This window comes from Hymenobacter sp. J193 (assembly GCF_024700075.1).
GTDB lineage: Bacteria > Bacteroidota > Bacteroidia > Cytophagales > Hymenobacteraceae > Hymenobacter.
In genome coordinates this window covers 3,149,528-3,171,268 of the sequence record NZ_JAJONE010000001.1, presented here as the reverse complement: position 1 = coordinate 3,171,268, position 21,741 = coordinate 3,149,528, and the positions used below count along the sequence as shown (strand labels likewise).

Here is a 21,741-nt window from a genome sequence, read left to right as displayed (position 1 = left end):
GTCGGCGGCCCGGATTTTTCCTGTAAATCAGGCCCTGCAGCTGGCTCAGTGCCCGGCAAACCGGCGGCAAATATGGGCCGGTTGCTGTATCTGCGAAATCATTCGGCTACTTTTGCCTTGTTCCATTCCGCGTTTTCTGCTGTTATGCTGCAAGTTTCTGTTCTGCGAGAGTCCCCCGAGGCCGTTCTGGCTGGTTTAGCAAAAAAACACTACAAAACGGCCGAAGCCGACGTGCAGGCCATCCTGTCGCTCGACCAACGCCGCAAAGAGCTGCAAACCGCCCACGACCAGGCCCAAGCTGAAGCTAACGAGCTGGCCCGGCAGATAGGGGGCCTGATGAAAAGCGGCGACAAAGCCGGCGCCGAGACGCTGAAGGCCCGCACCGCCGAGCTCAAGCAGCTTATCAAAGCTCACTCCGAGGAGCTGGTGGAAGTGGAAAGAGAGCTGCAGCAGACGCTCTACAAGCTGCCCAACCTGCCCCACAGCAGCGTACCCCAGGGCCGCTCGGCCGATGACAACGAAGCTGGTGCGCGAGGTAGGCCAGAAGCCTACGCTCCCGGCCGATGCCAGGCCCCACTGGGAGCTGATTGAACAGTACGACATCATCGATTTCGCGCTGGGCAACAAGATTACGGGCGCGGGCTTTCCGGTGTACAAGGGCCAAGGCGCCCGGCTGCAGCGGGCTCTCATCAACTTTTTTCTGGATGAAGCCCGCAACGCCGGCTACGTCGAAATTCAGCCGCCGGTGCTGGTGAATGAGGCCTCGGGCTACGGCACGGGCCAGCTGCCCGACAAGGAAGGCCAGATGTACCACGATGCCCAGGACAACCTGTACCTGATTCCGACGGCCGAGGTGCCCATCACCAACCTCTACCGCGACGAAATCGTGGCCCTTGATAAGCTGCCCATCCGCAACGCGGGCTACACGCCCTGCTTCCGCCGCGAGGCCGGCTCCTGGGGCGCGCACGTGCGCGGCCTCAACCGCCTCCATCAGTTCGACAAGGTGGAAATCGTGCAGATTACCCAGCCCGAGCACAGCTACGCGCAGCTGGAGGAAATGCTGGCGCACATTGAAGGGCTGCTGCAGAAGCTTGAGCTGCCTTACCGCGTGCTGCGCCTCTGCGGCGGCGACATGGGCTTCACCTCGGCCCTCACCTACGACCTGGAAGTGTGGAGCGCGGCCCAGCAGCGCTGGCTGGAGGTGTCGTCGTGCTCGAACTTTGAAACCTACCAGGCCAACCGACTAAAGCTGCGCTACCGCCCCGAAAGCGGCAAAACCCAGCTGTTGCACACGCTCAATGGCTCGGCCCTGGCCCTGCCGCGCATTGTGGCCGCCCTGCTCGAAAACAACCAGCACGCCGGCGGCATTGCCCTGCCGGCCGTACTCCACTCCTACTGCGGCTTCAGCCAGATCGGGTAAGCCCCTGACCTGCCGGTTGTAGATACAAAAAGCCAGACGCGGCCGCGTCTGGCTTTTCTATGCTGCTTTACTGCAGTGCTAACTCCTGAGAAAGACCCGGAACATGGTGCCCTCGCCTTCCTGGCTTTCTACCTCAATGTGCCCGCCCGTAGCCTGCACCAGCCGGTTGACTAGAAACAGCCCCACACCCGTGCCTTCACCGGCCTGGGGATGAAAGCGCCGGAACAGCTGGAACAATTCGGCCCCGTGTTTTTCCAGGTTGATGCCCAAGCCATTGTCTTGCACTTCTAGCACTGGCTTTCCATCCTGCAACCGGCTGCGCACCCATACCTGCGGGGTGCGGTCGGGGTAGCGGTATTTGATGGCGTTGGTTGCCAAGTTCAACAGCACAGTTCGCAGATTGCTACGCACGTATTCTACCTCGGGCAGCTCCGCAAAATCGGTTTGGATGTCGGCTTCCGCGGCTACCATCTGCGGACGCAGCGCTTGCAGGATATCAGCTGTGAGGTCGGCCAAATCCACGGTTTCAGCCAGTTGCTCACCCGGGAGCTGTTCTACCTGCACTACGTGGGCCAAATCGGTAATAGTGGTAACCAGCGCACGCAACGACTCGTCCACCAGCCGCAGCACCTCGGCTTCTTCGGGGTCGTGGAAGGTGGCCGTGCGCCGCAACTCATCAAACAGGCCCCGCAGGTTATGCACCGGCTGGCGCAGGTCGTGGGAAGCAGCGTACACAAAGTTATCCAGGTCGGCGTTGGTGCGGGCCAGGCGCTGGTTGATGGTGTCCAGCTCTTTGTTGTGGGCCTTTTCCTGGGTGTGGGCGGTTTCCAGCAGGGCGTTTTTGCTGGCCAGCTCCTGACGGATGGCGGTCAGCTCGGCCAGGGAGTCACGCAGCTGCTGATTTACGCCCTGCAGCTCGGCGTGGTAGCGGGCCTGATACTGGCGCCACTCGTTTTTCTCAATGGCGTGCGTAACGGTCTTCACCAACAGGTCGCGGTCGAAGTGCTGCTTGACGAGGTAGTCGAGGGCGCCTTCGTTGAGGGCCCGCACGGCCAGCATTTCACTGCCGCCGCCCGTAATCATAATCACGCACAGCGTTTCGACGGGAAAGAACTGCTTGAAACCGACAAGCACTTCCAGGCCAGTGGTATCGGGCAGGTTGTAGTCAAGCAGCACGCAGTCGGGCCGGATGGCGCGGTACTGGCGGATGGCTTCCTCGCCCGAAGTGGCTTCGTGCAGCTCCAGACTTTCGTAGCCCAGGCTGCGGGTGAGGTAGCGCCGGTAGAGCATCCGGTCCTGCTCGTTGTCGTCGACAAGTAAAATCTTCTTCACGGCCTCCGCTTAACTTGCCGCCGGCAGCTCCGAATTTTCCAGCCAGTATCGGATGATAAGCTGAACCTTCAATTCCAGCGTAGCGAAATCGATGGGCTTGGTCAGGTAGCTGTTGGCTCCCAGCCGGTAGCAGTCTTCTACATCCTTGCTGTTGGAGGACGTACTGAAGATGATAACCGGAATCGAATGCAGATATGGATCCTGCTTGACGACATCGAGCACCGTACGGCCATCGGTGCCGGGCAGGTTCAGATCCAACAGGATAATAGCGGGCATGGCCTGAGGCCAGGCGGGCAGCTTGCCCCGGCCACGCAGATATTCCAGCGCCTGGTCGCCGTCTTCGCAACGCAGCACGGGGTTTTGCAGCGCATACTTGCGAAAGACGCGGCCCAGGGCCGTAAAATCTTCGGCGCTGTCTTCAACCACCAAAACGGGTTTGAGCGGGGCGGAATTCACTTATAGGTGTTTTGAAAGCGTGAAATAGAACGTAGTTCCTTGGCCTAGTACGGAATCAACCCACAACTGGCCGTGGTGTTTTTCAATCATCTTCTTGACGATGGCGAGGCCAGCGCCGGTGCCGCCCCCAAACTTTTCGGGGGCGTGCAGCCGCTTGAACAGCTTGAAGATGCCCTCATAGTGCCGGGCATCTATGCCAATACCGTTGTCGCGAACGTAAAACACGTGAAAATTCTCGGCATCTACCGGCCCAAGCGGGCTTTCGATTCCGGCGGGAGCCATGCCCACTATCACCTGCTTCTCGGGCTTGTCGTTGTACTTCATGGCATTCGTGAGCAGGTTGTTGAACACCTCCCGGATGCGCACCGGGTCGAGGCACATGCGCGGCAACGAGCCCCGTACCGCTACGGTGGTCTGGGTTTGCTCTAGGCGCGGGTGCAGCAAGTCCAGCACTTCGGCCAGCACCTCGTTCAGGTCTGTTTCCATCACCGTCAGCTCCATGCGGCCCACCCGGGAAAGCTGCAGCAACGACTCAATCAGCGCTTCCATGCGCTGGCTCAGGCGCACCAACGTCTGCAGCTTGCTTACGCCCTCGGCATCCAGCTGTTCGGCGTAGTCCTCCAGCAGGAAGAGCGAATAGTTGTGAATGCCGCGCAGGGGTTCCTTCAGGTCGTGCGAGGCCACGTAGGCAAAAGAATCCAGCTCGTCGTTGCTGCGGGCCAGCTCCGCGTTGAGGCGGCTGAGCATGGTAGCCTTGGCCTGAAGCTCGTTGAAAATCTTGACCCGGATATCGGAAATGTGCAGGCGGATTTCCTTGGCCGCTTCCACCTCACTGGGTTTCCAGGGCGCCGCCGTGCTATCCACCGACTGTTTCCAGGCCTCAAACGACTGCCGGGGCGAGAGGTGCAGCACGCCGTCGCGCACTTCTTCGGTTTTTTGCTGGCGGCCGGCCCAGGTCACGCTCTGCAACAGCTCGGGCCGGAACCAGAAGATGTAGTCGCCGGGCTCCTTGGCCAGTGAAATAGCCAGAATGCCGCTGGCCGTGGCCCGGATGGCTATTCCCTCGGGGTTGTGCAGCGTATAGGAGCTGGTTTGGAACACGTCCTGGCGCACGTGCTGCTGCATCCAGAGCACCAGCTCCTGAATCTGGGGCGTGGTGGGCGTATTGCCCAGCGTGATAATGTCGCCCTCGAAGCAGATAGCCGCCCCGCCACAGTCAATGACATCCAGCAAGGAGGGCTTGTACTTGTAGAGGCCCTCAATGAAGTTGGCCTGCGTGGTCATCTTCTCGAACAGGCGCAGGCGGTTTTCGCGGGCGCGCTGCTGGTATTCCCGGTCGGCGTGCTGCTCTTTGTTTTTGAGGAGGGCCGAAAACGTCTTGCCGATGAACAGGCTCAGGTCGCGCAGCTCGTAGCTCACCAGACGCGGGGAGTAATGGTGCCCCATAATCAGCCCCCACAGCTTGTCGTCCTGGATGATGGAAATAGACATGCTGGCGCCCACGCCCATATTCTGCAGGTACTGAATGTGGATAGGCGACACGCTGCGCAGCACGGCGTGCGTCATATCGGGCGGGCGGCCGCTGGTGGGGTTGCGCACGGGCACGAGCGGCGCAGGCTGGTAGCCTACGTCGGGAATAAAGCGCAGCCAGTTTTTCAGGTACATCACCCGGGCCTGCTTAGGAATATCGGTAGCCGGGTAGTGCAGCCCCAGAAACGGCTCCAGATCGGCGCGCCTGGCTTCGGCAATAACTTCCCCGCTTTCATCCTCGGCAAAGCGGTACAGCATCACCCGATCAAAGCCTGTAATACCGCGCACCTGCTCCACGGCGTGCTGGCAAAACGCTTCCACGGTTTCGGCTTCCAGCATCAGGCCCAGCGTCGTGTTCAGCGTAGGCAGGTCCAGGGTGCTGACGGTGGTTTCGGCCACAGGCTCAAACTCGGCCCACAGCAGCCGGTCGTAGCGGTGCAGGATGAGCTTGTAGAATGGCTGCCCCGCTACGTGGTCGAGGCGTACGCCCAGCAGCTTGGGAATTTCGCCCAGCGTGGGCCACATGGCTTCTACCTGCGCCAGGTGCCCGGGGCCCAGCAGCCGGCCAAGCGTGTCGCCCAGCAGGGCCGGTGCCGGCACGCCAACGACCTCCTCCGTGTTGGTGCTGGCGTGTACAATCTGCCGGGTTTCTTCATCCAGGCACAGCAAAAAGCCAAACGGCTGCACGGAGCCCGGTATATGAATAGGCTCCCGGTCGCAGTTGGTGAGGGTGATGGGCGCGCCTACCAGGCTTTCATCGGTATAGTTCATGGCTGATTGATCCAGGCGTGAAGCAGTTGAAACGTGCGCACGGCCGACTGGCTGATTTCGGCGTGGCTGAGGTGAGTGGCTTCCTCCGTCAGGAGCCGGCAGAAGGTTTTCCAGCGCGGGCCCGTCAGCTCGCCGTAGCCGCTGAAGTAGCGCTGCAGCGGAATACCACCCTTGGCCAGCTGGCGCGTAATTACCTGACCGCCGAGCGTGGAGCCTTCCAGCACGTACATGGCCCCCAGCAGCTGTGCCCGCGTGTGCAGGGGCAGTGGCTCCGGGCAAAGCGGCGGAACTTCGGCCGATACGGCTGCCAGGTCGGCCAGCAGCAGCGGCGCGCGGTAACGGGCAGGCAGCTCCCACTCTTCCGAAAAATCCGCCTGATGCCGGCGCAGCTGCTCCTCGTAGGGCGCCAGAAAGCCGTAGAGCCGCCGCAGAAAATGCACAGTAGCCTCCTGCGAAACGTGGCCCGCGCTCAGGGCCTGGTTGAAGCTGTTCTGCTCCAGGGCATCGTGGTAGGGGCGGGTTTCCTGCCGCAAACGGGTCAGGATTTCGGAACTGGAAATAGGCGGCATGCAGGCAGCGGGCAGAACGGCAATAAAAGCGAAATTCGGGAATAGACGCCACATATGTGGCTTGGGCTGGGTTGTTCGGGCAGTCCCGCCAGCCAAACCACCAGCGTTGCACGGCAGGTTCCACCAACTCGTGCGGCCGTGGCCAGGCGGTTTGACTTTTACTCTACCACCACCGTTACCACGCGCAGAGCACCGCTGGTCAGGGTTTTCTGCACAGGGCACTTATCGGCAATGATGTGCAGGCGCTGCTTTTGCTCGGCCGACAGCGGCCCCAGCAGCCGCAATTCCTTTTGCACTTCCTCCAGCATTTCGCCGGCCTGCTCGCACTTGTCGCAGTCGAGGCGGTGCACGCGCTGGTGGCGCAGGCGTACTTCAATGCCTTCGAGTGGCCAGCTTTTGCGGGTGGCGTAGAGGCGCACGGTAATGGCCGTGCAAGCTCCCAGCGCCGAGAGCAGCAGGTCGTAGGGCGTGGGGCCCTGGTCGTGGCCGCCCACCGTTTCGGGCTCATCCACGAAAAACGTATGGCGGCCCGCCTGAATTTCGGCGGCCAAGTCGGTGAGGCCAACTTTAACCACCACAGTGGCATTGGTAGCGGTGGGTTCGGGCGTGAGCATACAGGCGGTATGGTTGAGGTTGCTGCCTACGGGGCCCATCGACAGGAGTTGCCGACCGGCCGCGCAATTTCCCTTACGATGCGGCGCTGCCGAACCCGGTACCGAGGCTCAACTGGCTGAAATCCTGGTCGCGCATGCACCGGAAATGCCCCTGCGGGCACTTCGCATAGCCGATTTTGGAGCAGGGCCGGCACGGCAGGCCACGCACTTCCAGGGCTTCAAACTCGGTGCGGTACGGGTACATACCAAACTCCGGCACCGTGTTGCCCCACACGCTGACGATTTTCTTGCCGAAAGCCGCCGCAATGTGCATCAGGCCGGTATCGTGACTGACGACTGCGCGGGCCTGCCGCACGAGCGAGGCCGATTGGTTGAGGTTGAACTTCCCACAGGCGTTGAAAACGGCCGGCCCGCCAGCGGCCAATGCCTGCGCTACCAACTGGCCCGTAGGTTCGTCTTCGGGGCCGCCGAGCAGCACAAGGGGCTGCCCCAGTTGCCGGCACAGCTCCGTAATCTTCTCCGTGGGCAGGCGCTTGGTGGCGTGTTGCGCGCCAATGGCAAACGCCACGTAGCCAGCCCGAAAACCGGCGGGCAGCGCAACCGCTACGTCTACCTCGTCCTTAGCGGGGATGAAATAATCCAGCCCCCGCCCATCGTCGCGCACGCCCAGGGAGGCAGCCGCGGCCAGATAACGGTCTACAATATGGGTGCGGGGTAGCGTGTCAATCTTCAGGTTCACGAGCAGCCACTTCCGGCCGTTCAGCTTATCAAAGGCGGCCGACTTCACCCCCAGCTGCGCCTTGATGAGGGCCGTGCGCAGGTTATGGTGCAGATCCACCACAAAATCAAATTTCTCGGCCCGCAGCTCGGCCACCAGCTTCCGCAACGAGCCGGTCAGGCAGTGTACCTTATCGATATAGGGGTTGGGCTCCAGAAAGCTGCGGAAACCCGGCTTAGTAGCAAAATGCACCTGCGCCCCCGGCACCTGCTGCTTCAGCCCGCGCACCACGGGCGTAGTCAGCACAATGTCGCCAATAGAGGAAAAGCGCAGAACGAGAATCTTCATACTGTTTCGGTTGTCAGTTGTTAGCTGCCAGTTACCAGTAAATGTTGAACGGACTGATAACCGGCAACTGAACCCTGGCAACTGAATCATCAGCCAAACAACGAATCCTTGAACTCCAGCGGGGGCTTGATGCTGGCTTTGCGGCGGGCGAAGTACTCGGCTACTTCCGCGGCAGATTTCGCGTTGAACGTCATGGCCTTGGTCAGGCCGCCTTTGCGGCCCATCAGCACGCCGTAGCGCATATCGGCGTAGCCGTTGGTGTGGTGGGCATCAGGGTTGATGCTGAGTTGCACGCCCTGGTCGAGGGCGTAGCGCACCCAGCGCCAATCAAGGTCGAGGCGCCAGGGGTTGGCGTTGATTTCGATGATAACTTGGTGCTGGGCGCAGGCGTCGATAACGGCCTTGTGGTTGAGCGGATATCCTTCGCGGCGCAGCAGCAGCCGGCCCGTGGGGTGGCCCAGCATGGTGCAATACGGGTTTTCGATGGCCCGCAGCACCCGCGCTGTGGCTTTGCGCTCGTCCATCTTCAGGTTGGAATGCACCGAAGCCACCACAAAGTCGAAGGTTTCGAGCACGCTGGGCGTGTAGTCCAGGGACCCGTCGCCGAGAATATCGGCCTCAATACCCTTGAAAATGCGAAAAGGCGCCAGCTCCTGGTTTAGCTGGTCGATTTCACGCTGCTGCTGGCGCACGCGCTCCGGCGAGAGGCCGTTGGCGTAGTGCGCCGCCTGCGAATGGTCGCAGATGCCCAGGTATTCGTAACCCTGGTCGCGCAGGAACGTGGCCATTTCGCGCAGGGTGTGGCTGCCGTCGGAGTAGGTGCTGTGGTTGTGCAGAGAGCCGCGTAGGTCCTGGTCTTCGAGCAAAGCGGGCAGCTTGTTTTCGCGGGCCAGCGCCAGCTCGCCCAGTCCCTCGCGCAATTCGGGCTCCACGTATTGCAGGCCGGCCCGCTGGTACAGCTCCTGCTCGGTGGCAAACCGTTCCCGCTTCAGCCAGTGGCGCAGCGTAGCGGGCTGGCCGGGCCGGGCTTCCTGGGTAAGAGTTTCCGAAAGATGTTCCTCAGCAGCTGAGTGCAGCAGCAATTGATTAACAAACTCCGTCGGCGCTGCCAGAGTCACTTCCACCTTTACGCCCGATGTAGTGGCCGTGCCGCGCCACGCGAACGGGCCGCTACGGCGGGCATCGGCCGTCAGCCCGTCCAGGCCGTTAAGCAGCTGATGCGCGGCGGCGGGCTCAGTGGTGGCCGCTACCAGCTGCACGGTTTCCACGGTTTCGAGGCGGCGGCGCACTTCCCCGGCCACGGCTACCTGCTCCACGCCCGGTGCGGCGCGCAGCTGGCTGGCTACTTCTTCGCTTAGCTCCTCGGCCTGCGGATACAGCAGCTTGCCCCGGCTTTGGGAAGTGAATTCCAGTGCGGCCAGAATGGCATCCTGCGTTTTCTTGCCGAAGCCTTTCAGCTTGCTTACTTCGTCGTTTTCGGCGGCCTCGCGCAGTTGCTCGGCGCTTTCAATGCCCAGCTCCTTCCACAGGCTGCGAATTTTCTTGGGGCCGATGCCTTTCACGCTCAGCAGCTCTACCACGCCGGGCGGTGTGCTATTGAGCAGGCGCGTAAGCTCCTCAAACGAGCCGGTATCGAGCATTTCGGCCACTTTAGCGGCGGCGGTTTTGCTTAGTCCGGTTCGGTCGGGCAGGCCGGTGCGGTCCAGGTCGGCTACGGGTACCGTCAGCTGCTCCAGGGCATTGGCAGTGCCCTCGTAGGCCCGGATTTTAAACGGATTTTCCTCGTGCAGCTCCATCAGCTGGGCGGCGAGGCGGAAGGCACGAATGAGGGCGCGGTTGTCCAAAACAGTAGGGTGGTTGGGTAGCACGGGCGGGTAAAGGTACAAGCCAAAGTTGTAGATTGCCGGGAATAATCCTGGCCGGCCGCGGCGCAGGACTGCCCGGAGCAGCCACGCTTCGGCGGTAGTATACGCTGACTTTTTGCTTTTGAACCGTATGCGTTTGCTCTTTCTGTTTGCCTGCCTGAGCTTGAGTTTGATGGCCAGCACCTGTTCCAGCTCCGACCCGCGCGGGGGCAACCGCCGCCTGCAGCTGCTGGAGCGCACCTGGCTGCACGCCCACGAGGAAGACCAGGGGGAAGTACTGGTGTATCGGCCCAACACTTACGCCTTTCCGCCTTCCCGGGGCCGCACGGGCTTTGCCTTCGAGCACAACGGCCTGTTTACACAGTACGACATTGCCCCCACCGACGGCCTCGAAGGCCACAAGGGCCAGTGGAAAGCCCTGTCCGACAACCGCGTCAGTATCACTCTCGACGACCACAGCACCCCCGACTACCAGCTGGAAATCGTGTCGCTCGAACCGGAGCTGCTGAAAGTGCGGCAGGTGAAGTAGTTGCCCGTCAGCTACCCGTTTTCGTGAATTGGGCTGCTTCTCCGCCGCCTGTAAATCCATAGCACAAAAAAATATTCATCGAGCTTTCTTTACGCCAAGGGTTTCATTAACAGTCGCATACAATACATTTACATCTTAGAGTCCTGCTCTTCTACGGAGGAGCAGGACTTTTTTTTGCCGGGCTTGCAACCTCCCTACCCATTTGCCCCTCCTACTTACTGAGCGCCCACTTTCCGGGCGACAAGCGAAGAACCCATCCAGGTTTTGGCCGAGTAGCGGCAAAAACGGGCCTGATATTGGGAATTGAGGAGTTTGGGAGACCCTACCGGGAGTGCCGGGGTGGTGGCTCCGCGGTAGTTGGCTGGTCCGCAGCCCGCCGAAGTAAGAGAGGAGGTCGAAATTCTTTTTCGACCTTTCGGCTGGTTCGCATAGATCATACCTTCCCTCCCAAACTCCTCAGTTCCACTTTCGCTTCCTTTTCTGAATGCAGTATTGGTTAGTAAAATCGGAGCCCGCTGCCTACGCGTGGCTCGATTTAGTGCGCGACGGCGCCACCGACTGGACCGGCGTCCGCAACTTTCAGGCCCGCAACTACCTGCAGCAGATGCAGCCCGGCGACTTAGTTTTATACTATCACAGCGTCACGAGCAAGGAAGTAGTGGGCGTGGCCGAAGTGGCCGCCCCGGCCGCGCCCGATGCCACGGCCGAAGCCGGCAGCGCCTGGGTAGCGGTGCGGCTACGGCCACAGCAGGCACTGGAGCGCCCGGTTTCCCTTGCCCAGATCAAGCAGGACGCCCGCCTCAGCCAGATTGGCTTGCTGCGCCAGTCGCGCCTGTCGGTGATGCCGCTGCGCGCCGCCGAGTTCGATGCCATTCTGGAGCTCGGCAGCTAGCCTTTTTTCGCCAGAAGAATCAGCAAAACCCGGGGCAGCGCAAGGATTTGCGCTGCCCTTGCCGTATCTTGGATACACACGTTAACAGCAGATAATTATGCGGCATTTCTTCGCGCTAGGATGGTTTTGGCTGATAAGCTGCGGGGCTGCCTGGGCACAGGCGCCACAGCAGCCCGCCCGGTTTGAGCTGGCTTTGCAGCCGGCTACCAGTGATGTGGAGGTCCTGCCCCTGCCCGATAGCAGCGTGATTCTACTGGTACACGAGGAAACGTTCAGCCTGAAGGCCGATAAGCGGTACTTCCAGAAGCTGAACGCCGACCTGCAGCCCGTATGGCAGAAGCCGCTGGTGGTAGAGCGCGAGTACGAGCTGGTACGCACCTGCTCCGAGGGCGCGCAGGTGTACGCGCTGTTTCAATCGGTGTACCGCCCCACGCACCTGCTGGCCGTGCACCTCAACGGCCGCACGGGCATCATCGAAACCAGCGCCTTCGATACGCGCATCTCCCGTGATATCTTCGAGCTGAAGGCGCTGTCGGGGCGGCTGTTTGCCACGGTGCTCGTCGATCAGCACCTGACGATTCTGCACCTCGACCTGCTCACCCAGCAGATGCGGTTTCTGCCTTCCGTGTATGAGCAGCTGCCGGCCCAGTTTACTTTCCTGGCCGACTCCGTGACCAAGCGGGCGGCTTTCGTGCTCACCCAAACCAACGGCATGAAGTCGCGGCTGCAGCTCAAGCAACTCTCGCAGGACGGCCAGCTGCTGCGTACAGAGTTTATTCAGGCCGAAAGTGAGCGAAACCTTATCACGGCCCAGCTCAGCCCCGGCGACAGCGCCACCCGGCTGGTGACGGGCACCTACACTCTGCGCGACCCGCGCTACTCCCAGGGCTTGTTTGCCGCCGATCTGAACGCGGGCACTACGCCCGGCGGCGGCCGCAACTCCATGCGGTTCTACGACTTTTTGAGTCTCAAGCACTTTTTCGACTTTATGAACCCGGCGCGCGAAGCCCGCATACGGGAGCGGGGCGCCCGGCGCCGGGCAGCCGGCACTCCTATGCGCTTGCACTACCGCCTGTTCATGCACGATATGCTGCCCACCCCGGAGGGCTACGTGATGGCGGCGGAGGTGTACTACCCGCGCTACCGCTACTCCAGCTACGGCGGGCCGATGACGACCAGCTACCGGCAGTTTGACGGCTACCGTACTACCCACACCATCGTGTGCGGCTTCGACCGGCAGGGCAACCTTTTGTGGGATAACACCTTTGTGCTGAAGAATGTGGAAACCTTCGACGTGCAGCAAACTGTGCGCCTGCGCCCCCTGCCCGATGGTCGGCTGGCGCTGGCTTACTTAGATGAGGAAGATATCCGCTACAAGATTATTGACCGCACCAAGCCTTCGCCAAACGACCTGCTTACGCCGCTGCGCACCAACCTGGCCGCAAAAAAGGAAAAAGTTTCCTACACCTTGCAGGAAGACCTGGTGACCTGGACCGGCACCAGGTTCCTGGCCCACGGCTACCAGCACGTGCGCCCCGATAAAGGAACCGGACGGGACGTGTTCTTTGTGAATGCCATCGTGTTTGAATAAAACCGGAACGGCCGCAAAGCGCCAAAACGCGTATGTTGGCGGAAACTTTCAGCCCTTCCTGGTATGCGCAACCGCCTTCTCCTCGTTTGTTTCTCCCTTGGCCTTTTATGGTTAGCGGGCTGCCGCGCCGCCGGCCCCGAGCAACCTGCCCGCACAGTCGCCGAGTTTTTCCGCAAGTATGAGAGCCGCTCAGGCTTCAAAGCGCAAACGATAGAAGCCAATTTTGCCACCCGCCTGCTGCTGGGCCAACTGGGCCGCATCGGGGGCGACAACGAAACTACCCAGGCCATAGCCGCCCTGCGCAGCGTGCGGGTGCTGACCTTTACGCCCACTTCCGGCGGCGCCCGCGACCTGTTAGCGCGCGGCCTCAATCAGGAAGTGGAAGGCTTGCTGCAGAACGAGCAGTACCAACCCCTGCCCGTAGCCACCGATGCTGATGCCAGCACCCAGTTTAAGTTCTCGGCCCGCCGCAACAATGGCCGGGTGCAGGAGGTGGTGGGCACCAGCCAGGTTAGCGGCGTGCCCGACTCGTTCGTGCTGATGGCTATTTCCGGCAACTTCACCGACAGCCAGCTGCAGCAGCTGCTCAAGTTCCTGCCCGGTGCGGTAGACCAGCTGCCCAAGTAAGCGGCCTTCGTACTCCAACGCGAACCAGTTGCCTGCAGTAGTACATCCCGTCCGGGGCTTGGTGTAACTATAACCTGGTAGGATATTTTCGCTGGCTTAACTTCTTCAGAGCGGAATTTCCCGGACCTTTGCGCTCCATTTTCACGGGCAGCCAGTGATGAACGCAACCGAGCAGGAAGAGAAAGAATATCTGGAGGAAATAAAGGAGAAGCTCACGCTGGCTATTCGCCGGGTAGACGACGCCGTGCGGCAGTTTTCCACCGAGCTGCGGCAGAAAAAGGAGTACATCCACGAGCACCAGTCGGGCATGGACGACGCCGACATGGTAGCCGCCGGCCAGTCCATCGACCGCATGGCCTTTACGGGCGAGGCAGCCGTATCCCGCAAGCGTCGGCTGATCAAGCTGCGTCAGTCGCCCTACTTTGGCCGCATCGACTTCCTCGCGCCAAACCAAACCACAACACCGGTGTACATTGGCGTGCATACCTTTCTGGATGAGCGGCTACACCAGAGCCTCATCTACGACTGGCGCGCTCCTATTTCCTCGTTGTTTTACGACTTCGAGCTGGGTGAGGCCTCCTACCCTACCCCGTCGGGCACTGTGCGGGGCCACATTGAGCTGAAGCGGCAGTACCGGATCCGGGACGGCCGCCTGGAGTTTATGCTCGACAGCGGCGTGAACATCCACGACGACGTGCTGCAGCGCGAGCTGGCCAAGTCGTCCGACGACAAGATGAAGAACATCGTCGCCACCATTCAGCGCGACCAGAACGCGGTGATTCGCAACGAGGAAGCCGTGGTAATGGTGATACAGGGCGTGGCGGGCTCGGGCAAAACGTCTATAGCCCTGCACCGCATTGCCTTCCTGCTTTACCGCTTCCGCGACACCATTGCGGCCAAGGACATCCTCATCATCTCGCCCAACAAAGTCTTTGCCGACTACATCTCGAACGTGCTGCCCGAGCTGGGCGAGGAGCACATTCCCGAAATGGGCATGGAGGAGCTGGCGGCCGATTTGCTTGAAAGTCAATACTCGTTCCAGACCTTCTTCGAGCAGGTATCGGCGCTGCTGGAAACCCACGACGCGGCCTTTATCGAGCGGATTCGGTTTAAGTCTTCGTTTGAGTTTCTCAGTCAGCTCAACCAGTACCTGCTGCATATTGAGAACAACTATTTCTCCCTGAGCGAGCTGCGGGTGGGGCGCACCGTGGTACCGGCCGCCTTCATCCAGCAGAAGTTTAAGGGCTACCACCGCGTACCGCTACTGCAACGCTTTGCGTTAGTGGCCAACGATGTGCGGGCGTACGTGCGCGACGCAGCCGGCCGCAAGCTCACGGGCCAGGAAAAAGGAACGATTGGCGAAGCCATTCCGCGCATGTTCCGCTTCAGCAACGTGCTGGATTTCTACCGGGACTTCTTCCGCTGGATTGGCCGGCCCGAGCTGCTGAGGCAGGACCACGGCGGGCGCCTGGAATACGCCGACGTTTTTGCCCTGATTTACCTGCGCCTGCGCCTAGCAGGCCTCCCGGCTTACGACCACGTGCGGCACCTGCTGATAGACGAAATGCAGGACTACACCCCCGTGCAGTATGCCGTGCTGTCGCGCCTGTTCCGCTGCCGCAAAACCATTCTGGGCGACGTAAGCCAGACGGTGAACCCCTACAGCGCCTCCTCGGCCGAAACCATTGAGCGCGTCTTCCCCCAGGCCGATGTGGTGAAGCTTTACCGCAGCTACCGCTCGACCATCGAAATTACGGCCTTTGCTCAGCGTATCACGCCCAACCCCGACATTATTCCGCTGGAGCGGCATGGCCAGGAGCCCGTGGTGGCGCCCTTTGCGAGTAAGGAAGCGGAGTTGGCGGCCATTCAGGGGCTGATTACAAACTTTCAGAGCGCCAAAAGTCATTCGCTGGGCATTATCTGCAAAACCCTGCGGCAGGCCGAGCAGCTGCACGAGGCGTTACAGGCTCCAGGCGTGCATCTGCTCACGGAGGAGTCCACGGTTTTCAAGGAAGGTGTCATCGTCACTACGGCCCACCTGGCCAAGGGGCTTGAGTTTGATGAAGTCATCGTGCCCTTTGCCTCCGCCCGCAATTACAAAACGGCGGTGGACAAGAGCATGCTCTACGTGGCCTGCACCCGAGCCATGCACCAGCTCACGCTCACGTATACCGGGGAGCTTACCCCGTTTTTGCTGGCTTAAGCAGGATTGGCGGCGAATCACGGCTGCTCTTTCGTGTAAACGCTGTTTGCCCCGGTTAGCGCTATGGCTTACAACTCACGCCGCCGCGCCGTCCACGCCTGCTTATTCAGCTCGAACACAAAGTTTAGCTTGGGCTGCTCGCCGTAGTACGTCACTTCCTGCTCTGCGACCTTGGTGGCTCCCAGCCGCTGAATGGCAATCTGCGACCGAACATTGCCTGCCCCGATGTGGAACCGCACGATGTCTACGAACTGGAAAAGATAGTTCAGTAGCAGCTCTTTTACGGCTGGGTTGATACCCTTGCCCCAGTGCTGCGTTCCGTAGAAGGTATATCCGATGAGGATGCTATTTTCCTCGGGGTTGTAATCGTACAGGCGGGTGCTGCCTATGGTAGCGCCCGTGGGCTTATCCACGATTCTGAAGGCACCATTACTTTGGATGGCTCCTTCGAAGAAGGTGGAAAATGCCGGCTTCTGCCACCGGTCCTTATTGGGGTGCTGCTCCCAGATTTTAGGGTCAGAAGCTACGGCATACAGCTCTGCGAAGTCTGCTTCCCGCAGCGGCAGCAGCCGGACAACGTCGTTTTCTAAGCTGGGCTGAAGAGAGAAAGGCGGCATAACGGGCAGCAGAAGGGTGAAGCCTCACGGACTACGCGAAGCCGGTGGCAAGATTGGATTTATCCCGCACTTTAGAGGCAAACCGAGTAAGCCAGGAATCAATCAGCCCGAGCGCCTTCCCTAAACAACCCTTGCTACCGGGGAAACCTGATGCTTGGCCCTGCTGGCCGAAGCAAAATGGCGCAGCAGGTGCCCCCCTTTACTCCAGCACGGCGGGCTGCCACTCCTGCTCGCCGCAGCGTGGGCACGGGCTGGTAGGGGCTTGCTGGCCGGGCACTAGCTCGGCACAGCGGCCGCAGGCAAACTGGCCAGCGGCCTTTTTTTGCTCTTCCCGAAAGGATGTGTCTGCTGTGGGCAGGATGGACAGACCAGGCCGGGGCTCGGGGAAAGTAAGCAGGGAAAAGGCCCCGTTGGCTTCCTGATAGGCTCGTTGTACATTGCCCAGGTTGCGGATACCTTCCTGCCGCAGGCGCGCAAACAGCTGCTCACGCGACAGTACACTGGCTTCCAGCTTAGGTAGCTGCAGCTGGCCATCCTGCACCAGAATACGCACGTCGTCGAGCACGGCGCTTTCAAACTTCTCGCTGCGCAACGCCTGCCACGCAATCAGGCGCTGGTAGCCGATGATGACGGCGGCCACCACTACCACCGGCAGCAGCCCCCTGTCGGGCGCCATTAGGGCTACCCCGTTCGCCGCGGCCAGGGATACCATAGCTGTCATCTCATTACGGGTCAGTACTGAGCCCATGCGGTTGCCCATCAGGCGCATACCGAGCAGCAGCAGCAGGTAGATAAACCCCGCACGCAGGATGGCCTCAAGGTAAAAGCTGCCGGGCACTTCGCCCACAAGGATGCGCTGCCAGTCGCTGAGGTGGATTTCTTCGGGCTTCATAGCGGGTCTATCACATATGGTTTATACCGTGGGCCCACTGCTGGTGGCCACAGGTCGGGCAGGGAGCAACCAGCTGGTGGGCGGGCATATGTTGGCCGCATTGCTGGCAGATGTTCACACTGCTATCTGCGGGCTCGGCCTGCCGTATGGCGGCGTCTTTTTCGGGCAGCAGCGACAAGCCCGGCCGGGGCGGCTCCTGCGGATAAATGCTGAACTCACCATTGGCCTCGACATACACCCGCTTTACCTGCCCCAGCTGCTGCATTCCGTCGGCCCGGAGGTTGGCAAACAGCTGCTGGCGCGAGAGTCGGATGCGGGCCATCGTGTCCAGGTCCAGCACGCCATCGGCTACCACTATGTGCACGTCGCCCTGCGTAAGGAGTTCTACGCGCCGGAACCGGAAGGCCAGCCAGTTGATGCCCCGGTAGAGTCCTACTACGCAGGCCAACACGAGCAAACCGTGCAGAATACCCCGGTCCGGAATCTGCATCGGCACCGACACGATACCGCCTAGCATAATCATCACTGATAACTCGGCCACGGTAAGCTGGGCACTCATGCGCTTGCCCAGCAGGCGCATGGCCAGCAGCAGCACCACGTAGACGATGAGGGTGCGCACCACCACTTCCAGCAGAAACTCCAGCGGGGCCTGGCCCAGCAGAATCCGCTGCCAATCGGCTAAATGAATTTCCTCTTTCTTCATTCTCTGCTCAATAGATACCAACCTGAACCGACCGCCAATGCCCTGCGCTGCGCCACCCGCTTAGCGGGGCCGGCTCTCAATAGAGCCCTACCGCACCCAGACTGTCCACGGGTTTTTTACCGACCTGTCTTCGCAATAGTTATAGACCGGCTTCTGGGCAGACAAACTCAACGAGGCAGGATAGCTAAAATTAATAGCTTGGATTTCAATACTATATGTTCCGCCAAAATCAGTTGCCACGGATAAATACGGAGCTGAAACCGGAAGCTGTTCCCGTAAAATCAGTAGTTTCTCCAGGTTTGAATGCCGGAAACAGGCCGTTAGATAAGGCATGAGTCTGCCTTGTTTTAGTCCCGCCATAAACTCCGAACGCACTCCGGCCGACGTAGTCGCGCAGTCGGCGCTGGCTGTCCTTTCGTGGAGGACAGTTGTGGAAGCTTTCCTTAGTGTTCGGCAGCAACCCAGTCCCACCTATGGCCCTGTATACCAAGGCGGGCGCCCTACGGCTGGCCGCTTTGGCTGCACGTTTACCGGGCGGGGCATCAGTTTACGGACTGGTGACAGCGGCGCATTACCTACGCTTCTGGCTGAGAGAAGCCGGCCGGTCGAATAGCCGCTCCGAATGCCCAAATACGGGTTTCCCCGATTCCAAAATCCGTATTTATAGCGGCTCCTGCCCCGTTTTTGAGCCGTAAAAAGGGCTGAGCCTTTCCTTACCGCAAACTGTATTGACGGGCTGGGAGCAACTGCCACGCTGGCTTGGTTGCCCCGCATTTCAGCACGCATGTTTCTGACCGCCCCTGCTGGTCGGAACATGCGCGCTGTCTTTTAACTTCTTTCTTGCAATGCCTACCCGTATTCCCCGCCCCAAAGGGCGCCTGCTCGCCATTGGCGGCCACGAACAGCGCCAGACGTCCGACCAGGAAAATCCTACCTACGATACCTCAGCGGACTTCATCCTGCAGCGCTTCGTCGATGAGCTGTCCGGCTCCCGCACCATCGTTGTAATTCCCACTGCTTCTGAAGAGCCAGAAGAAGCTGCCCAGGACTACGTAAAACTCTTTTCGGAGCTTGGCATTGAGCACGTTGAAGTGCTTGACATCCAGAGCCGCGAACAAGCCAACAGCCCCGAAGCCTTGGACGTTATCAACCGGGCTGATGGGGTGATGCTCACCGGCGGCGACCAGCTACGCCTTACGGCTCTGCTCGGCGGAACCAAACTGCTGAGCCGCCTCACGGAGCGCTATTACCAGGAGCCCATTCTTATTGCCGGCACCAGCGCCGGGGCGGCAGCCATGAGCACGCCCATGGTGTACCAGGGGCGCAACAACGCCGGGTTTGTCAAGGATGAAATCCACATTACCACCGGCCTGCAGCTGCTGCGCGACGTAGCCATCGACACCCATTTTGTGGCCCGCGGCCGCATCGTGCGCATGGCGCAGATTATTGCCACGAACCCGGGCTGCATCGGGCTGGGGCTGGAAGAAGACACGGCCGTGCTGGTAAGCAAAGGCAGCGAGCTGGAAGTGCTGGGCAACGGAATCGTGGTACTGCTCGACGGGCATAACTGCACCGGCAACACCATTTATGAGATTAAGCCCGGCGAAGTATTTTCTATACGCGACCTGCGCCTCCACCTGTTGTCCAAAGGGCAGTGCTTTACTCTGCCGGGCTTCAACGAACCTGAGTAGACGGGGCGCCCGTCAAAACCATTGCTTATCCGGCGCGCGCGCATGCCTGGTGCGCACGCCTAGCTTTCGAACGATTACCCGGCGCGGCAGAATTGATGTCCAGAACGATTATTGTCTCCAACCGCCTGCCCACCAAGGGGCAGCGCACCGAAGAAGGCCTTGCGTTTCAGCCCAGCGAAGGTGGCCTGGCCACGGGGCTGGGCTCCATCTACAAGGCCGAAGGCAACGTGTGGGTAGGCTGGCCAGGGCTGTCGGTGGATGAGCCCGCCGAACAGGAACAGGTGCGCGAGCAGCTGAAGGCCGACAGCATGGTGCCCGTGTTTCTGACAGAGGCCGAAATCCGGGACTTCTACGAGGGCTTCAGCAACTCCACGCTCTGGCCCACCTTCCACTACTTCTCGCAGTACGCCACCTACGAGCAGAGCCACTGGGAAGCCTACGTGGCCGTGAACGAGAAATTTTGCCAGGCCGTGCTGGCCCTGGCCGGGCCCGAAGATACCATCTGGGTGCACGACTACCAGCTGCTGCTACTGCCGGCCCTGCTGCGGCAGGCCCGGCCCGAGGCTACTATTGGCTTTTTTCTGCACATTCCCTTCCCTTCCTACGAGCTCATTCGCGTGCTGCCCTGGGGGGCCGAGTTGGTTGAGGGCATGCTGGGAGCCGATTTGATTGGCTTCCACACCTTCGACTACATGCACCACTTCCTGAGTGCGGTGTCGCACCTGCTCGGGCTGCCCAACCACAATGGGCAAGTGGAAACGGCTACCCGCACGATACTGGTCGATGCACTGCCCATGGGTATCGACTACCACCGCTACGCCGAGGCAGCCGCTTCGGCGGTGGCCCAGCGCCACGAGGCGGTTTACCGGGAGGCTTTGGGCGACGTGCAGGTGGTACTGAGCATCGACCGGCTCGACTACTCCAAGGGCATAGCCCAGCGGCTGCGGGCCTTCGAGCTGCTGCTGCAGCGCAACCCGGAGTGGCGTGAGCAAGTGAGCCTGCTGATGGTAGTAGTGCCTTCGCGTGACCAGGTGGCGCAGTACGCCGCTCTGAAAGAGGAAATCGACGAGTTGGTGGGCCGCATCAATGCCCAGTACCGCACCATTAGCTGGACGCCCATTCACTATTTCTACCGCTCCTTCCCCTTCGAGGAGCTGGCCGCCCTGTACCGGTTGGCGGAAGTGGCGCTGGTGACGCCCGTGCGCGACGGGATGAACCTGGTGGCCAAGGAGTTTATTGCCAGCCAAGCCGACCAGCGCGGGGTGCTGATCCTAAGTGAGCGGGCCGGGGCTGCGCAGGAGCTGGCCGACGCTCTGCTTATCAATCCCACGGATACCGGCCAGCTGGCTGAGGCCATGCGGGAAGCGCTGCAAATGCCTGCGGAAGAGCAGCAAATCCGGATGGCAGCCATGCAGGCGCTGGTGCGTCAGTACGACGTGTTTGCCTGGACCAGGCTCTTTCTGGACCGTTTGGCGTACAGCAAAATCAAGCAGCTGACCCTGGCTACCGACGAACTGGATGCCCACGCCGAGGCACGGTTGCACCAGGATTACCAAGCCGCTTCCCGGCGCCTGCTCCTGCTCGACTACGATGGCACGCTGGTACGCTTCCACCCAAATCCACAGTATGCCCGGCCCGATCAGGAGCTGCTGAAGCTTTTGAGTAACCTGGCTGCCGATGCCCGCAACCGCGTGGTCCTCATCAGTGGGCGCGACCAGGCCACGCTGGATAGCTGGCTGGGGCACTTGCCCATCGATTTTATTGCCGAGCACGGGGTGTGGCTGCGACGGGCTGGCGAAGACTGGCACCTGTTTCAGGAAGGGCTGCGGGCCGAGTGGAAGCGTGACATCCGGCCTATGCTGGAGCAGTACGTCAGCCGTACGCCCGGCTCCTATATCGAGGAAAAGGACTATTCGCTGGCGTGGCACTGGCGCCGCGCCGACGCCGGCCTGGGGGCCGTACGCGCCCGCGACCTGCTCAACCACCTCACCTTTATGACGTCCAGTACCGAGCTGCAGGTGCTGGAAGGCAACAGGGTGCTTGAAATTAAGCACGCGGGCATCAACAAGGGTACGGCGGCGGCCCAGTGGCTCAGCGCAGATTCGCAGCCATTTGTGCTGGCCCTGGGCGACGACCGGACCGACGAGGACACCTTTGCGGCCCTGCCGCCCGAGGCCTACACGCTGAAGGTAGGCCCCACCTCCCGCTCTCTAGCCCGCTACGCGGTGGCCGGAGTAGCAGATGTGCGCCGGTTGCTGAGCGGCCTGCTGTCGAAAGTGGTAGCGGACCAGCCTGCCTCTGCTTGCTTTCCGGGCTGAGTCGGCGGCAGCGGGCAGCCCTGTGGAAAATACGGACGCTTGTACAAAACCGGTA

At 60.8% G+C, this 21,741-nt stretch carries 17 protein-coding genes and 1 pseudogene; 8 read left to right on the top strand and 10 right to left on the bottom strand.

What is annotated here, in order from left to right; genetic code table 11:
- Window positions 1-144: 144 nt before the first annotated feature.
- Window positions 145-1,420 (top strand): annotated as a pseudogene (gene serS / locus LRS06_RS13935) (serine--tRNA ligase).
- Window positions 1,421-1,498: 78 nt separating this feature from the next.
- Here serS and LRS06_RS13930 read toward each other — a convergent pair.
- From LRS06_RS13930 to polX, 7 genes are all read right to left on the bottom strand, one after another.
- Window positions 1,499-2,752, bottom strand: coding sequence for a hybrid sensor histidine kinase/response regulator (locus LRS06_RS13930; protein ID WP_257872021.1), 1,254 nt, complete (start codon window positions 2,750-2,752; stop codon window positions 1,499-1,501).
- 9 nt (window positions 2,753-2,761) lie between these two features.
- Window positions 2,762-3,178: a response regulator gene (locus LRS06_RS13925; RefSeq protein ID WP_257872020.1), complete on the bottom strand. Its 417-nt coding sequence runs from the start codon at window positions 3,176-3,178 to the stop codon at window positions 2,762-2,764.
- A gap of 30 nt (window positions 3,179-3,208) precedes the next feature.
- Entirely contained in the window at window positions 3,209-5,509 is a 2,301-nt protein-coding gene (locus LRS06_RS13920; RefSeq protein WP_257872019.1) for an ATP-binding protein, read from the bottom strand.
- The gene (locus LRS06_RS13915; protein ID WP_257872018.1) at window positions 5,506-6,078 is read right to left on the bottom strand and encodes a biliverdin-producing heme oxygenase; all 573 of its coding nucleotides are present in this window, start codon (window positions 6,076-6,078) and stop codon (window positions 5,506-5,508) included. Before LRS06_RS13915 ends, LRS06_RS13920 begins: the two co-directional genes overlap by 4 nt.
- Before the next feature lie 158 nt (window positions 6,079-6,236).
- Window positions 6,237-6,692 (bottom strand): OsmC family protein, encoded by a 456-nt coding sequence (locus LRS06_RS13910; RefSeq protein WP_257872017.1) that lies wholly within the window; start codon window positions 6,690-6,692, stop codon window positions 6,237-6,239.
- Window positions 6,693-6,765: 73 nt separating this feature from the next.
- On the bottom strand, window positions 6,766-7,758 hold the full coding sequence (locus tag LRS06_RS13905) for a glycosyltransferase family 9 protein (protein WP_257872016.1): 993 nt from the start codon (window positions 7,756-7,758) through the stop codon (window positions 6,766-6,768).
- An 89-nt stretch (window positions 7,759-7,847) separates the two neighbouring features.
- A complete protein-coding gene (gene polX, locus LRS06_RS13900; RefSeq protein WP_257872015.1) occupies window positions 7,848-9,626 on the bottom strand; it encodes a DNA polymerase/3'-5' exonuclease PolX in 1,779 nt (592 codons plus the stop codon).
- A gap of 127 nt (window positions 9,627-9,753) precedes the next feature.
- Here polX and LRS06_RS13895 point away from each other — a divergent pair, with 127 nt between their 5' ends.
- The 5 genes from LRS06_RS13895 (at window position 9,754) to LRS06_RS13875 (ending at window position 15,465) form a co-directional block, all read left to right on the top strand.
- Complete coding sequence (locus tag LRS06_RS13895) at window positions 9,754-10,152, top strand: hypothetical protein (RefSeq protein WP_196953761.1); 399 nt, start codon at window positions 9,754-9,756, stop codon at window positions 10,150-10,152.
- Between the two features lie 484 nt (window positions 10,153-10,636).
- Window positions 10,637-11,044 (top strand): EVE domain-containing protein, encoded by a 408-nt coding sequence (locus tag LRS06_RS13890; RefSeq protein WP_257872014.1) that lies wholly within the window; start codon window positions 10,637-10,639, stop codon window positions 11,042-11,044.
- Window positions 11,045-11,141: 97 nt separating this feature from the next.
- Complete coding sequence (locus LRS06_RS13885; RefSeq protein WP_257872013.1) at window positions 11,142-12,635, top strand: hypothetical protein; 1,494 nt, start codon at window positions 11,142-11,144, stop codon at window positions 12,633-12,635.
- Between the two features lie 63 nt (window positions 12,636-12,698).
- Window positions 12,699-13,262, top strand: a complete 564-nt coding sequence (locus LRS06_RS13880; RefSeq protein ID WP_257872012.1) for a DUF4252 domain-containing protein — start codon at window positions 12,699-12,701, stop codon at window positions 13,260-13,262.
- Between the two features lie 157 nt (window positions 13,263-13,419).
- Window positions 13,420-15,465 (top strand): 3'-5' exonuclease, encoded by a 2,046-nt coding sequence (locus tag LRS06_RS13875; RefSeq protein ID WP_257872011.1) that lies wholly within the window; start codon window positions 13,420-13,422, stop codon window positions 15,463-15,465.
- A gap of 68 nt (window positions 15,466-15,533) precedes the next feature.
- On the opposite strand, the gene LRS06_RS13870 is transcribed toward LRS06_RS13875, so the two are convergent.
- The 3 genes from LRS06_RS13870 to LRS06_RS13860 form a co-directional block, all read right to left on the bottom strand.
- A complete protein-coding gene (locus LRS06_RS13870) occupies window positions 15,534-16,082 on the bottom strand; it encodes a GNAT family N-acetyltransferase (RefSeq protein ID WP_257872010.1) in 549 nt (182 codons plus the stop codon).
- 199 nt (window positions 16,083-16,281) lie between these two features.
- The gene (locus LRS06_RS13865; RefSeq protein ID WP_257872009.1) at window positions 16,282-16,974 is read right to left on the bottom strand and encodes a YetF domain-containing protein; all 693 of its coding nucleotides are present in this window, start codon (window positions 16,972-16,974) and stop codon (window positions 16,282-16,284) included.
- A gap of 10 nt (window positions 16,975-16,984) precedes the next feature.
- On the bottom strand, window positions 16,985-17,677 hold the full coding sequence (locus LRS06_RS13860) for a DUF421 domain-containing protein (RefSeq protein ID WP_257872008.1): 693 nt from the start codon (window positions 17,675-17,677) through the stop codon (window positions 16,985-16,987).
- Between the two features lie 845 nt (window positions 17,678-18,522).
- Between LRS06_RS13860 and LRS06_RS13855 the strand changes: the two genes are divergently transcribed.
- Window positions 18,523-19,368 carry a cyanophycinase gene (locus tag LRS06_RS13855; RefSeq protein ID WP_257872007.1) on the top strand — a complete coding sequence of 282 codons (846 nt, stop codon included), beginning with the start codon at window positions 18,523-18,525 and terminating at the stop codon, window positions 19,366-19,368.
- A 95-nt stretch (window positions 19,369-19,463) separates the two neighbouring features.
- Complete coding sequence (locus LRS06_RS13850; protein WP_257873415.1) at window positions 19,464-21,686, top strand: bifunctional alpha,alpha-trehalose-phosphate synthase (UDP-forming)/trehalose-phosphatase; 2,223 nt, start codon at window positions 19,464-19,466, stop codon at window positions 21,684-21,686.
- The last annotated feature ends 55 nt before the right edge of the window (window positions 21,687-21,741 follow it).

Bases quoted from the DNA above. Each gene is read 5' to 3' on its own strand.
- LRS06_RS13920 (WP_257872019.1), bottom strand. From the start codon at position 5,509: ATGAACTATACCGATGAAAGCCTGGTAGGCGCGCCCATCACCCTCACC.
- LRS06_RS13915 (WP_257872018.1), bottom strand. From the start codon at position 6,078: ATGCCGCCTATTTCCAGTTCCGAAATCCTGACCCGTTTGCGGCAGGAA.
- LRS06_RS13910 (WP_257872017.1), bottom strand. From the start codon at position 6,692: ATGCTCACGCCCGAACCCACCGCTACCAATGCCACTGTGGTGGTTAAA.
- LRS06_RS13905 (WP_257872016.1), bottom strand. From the start codon at position 7,758: ATGAAGATTCTCGTTCTGCGCTTTTCCTCTATTGGCGACATTGTGCTG.
- LRS06_RS13895 (WP_196953761.1), top strand. From the start codon at position 9,754: ATGCGTTTGCTCTTTCTGTTTGCCTGCCTGAGCTTGAGTTTGATGGCC.
- LRS06_RS13890 (WP_257872014.1), top strand. From the start codon at position 10,637: ATGCAGTATTGGTTAGTAAAATCGGAGCCCGCTGCCTACGCGTGGCTC.
- LRS06_RS13885 (WP_257872013.1), top strand. From the start codon at position 11,142: ATGCGGCATTTCTTCGCGCTAGGATGGTTTTGGCTGATAAGCTGCGGG.
- LRS06_RS13880 (WP_257872012.1), top strand. From the start codon at position 12,699: ATGCGCAACCGCCTTCTCCTCGTTTGTTTCTCCCTTGGCCTTTTATGG.
- LRS06_RS13875 (WP_257872011.1), top strand. From the start codon at position 13,420: ATGAACGCAACCGAGCAGGAAGAGAAAGAATATCTGGAGGAAATAAAG.
- LRS06_RS13870 (WP_257872010.1), bottom strand. From the start codon at position 16,082: ATGCCGCCTTTCTCTCTTCAGCCCAGCTTAGAAAACGACGTTGTCCGG.
- LRS06_RS13865 (WP_257872009.1), bottom strand. From the start codon at position 16,974: ATGAAGCCCGAAGAAATCCACCTCAGCGACTGGCAGCGCATCCTTGTG.
- LRS06_RS13860 (WP_257872008.1), bottom strand. From the start codon at position 17,677: ATGAAGAAAGAGGAAATTCATTTAGCCGATTGGCAGCGGATTCTGCTG.
- LRS06_RS13855 (WP_257872007.1), top strand. From the start codon at position 18,523: ATGCCTACCCGTATTCCCCGCCCCAAAGGGCGCCTGCTCGCCATTGGC.
- LRS06_RS13850 (WP_257873415.1), top strand. From the start codon at position 19,464: ATGTCCAGAACGATTATTGTCTCCAACCGCCTGCCCACCAAGGGGCAG.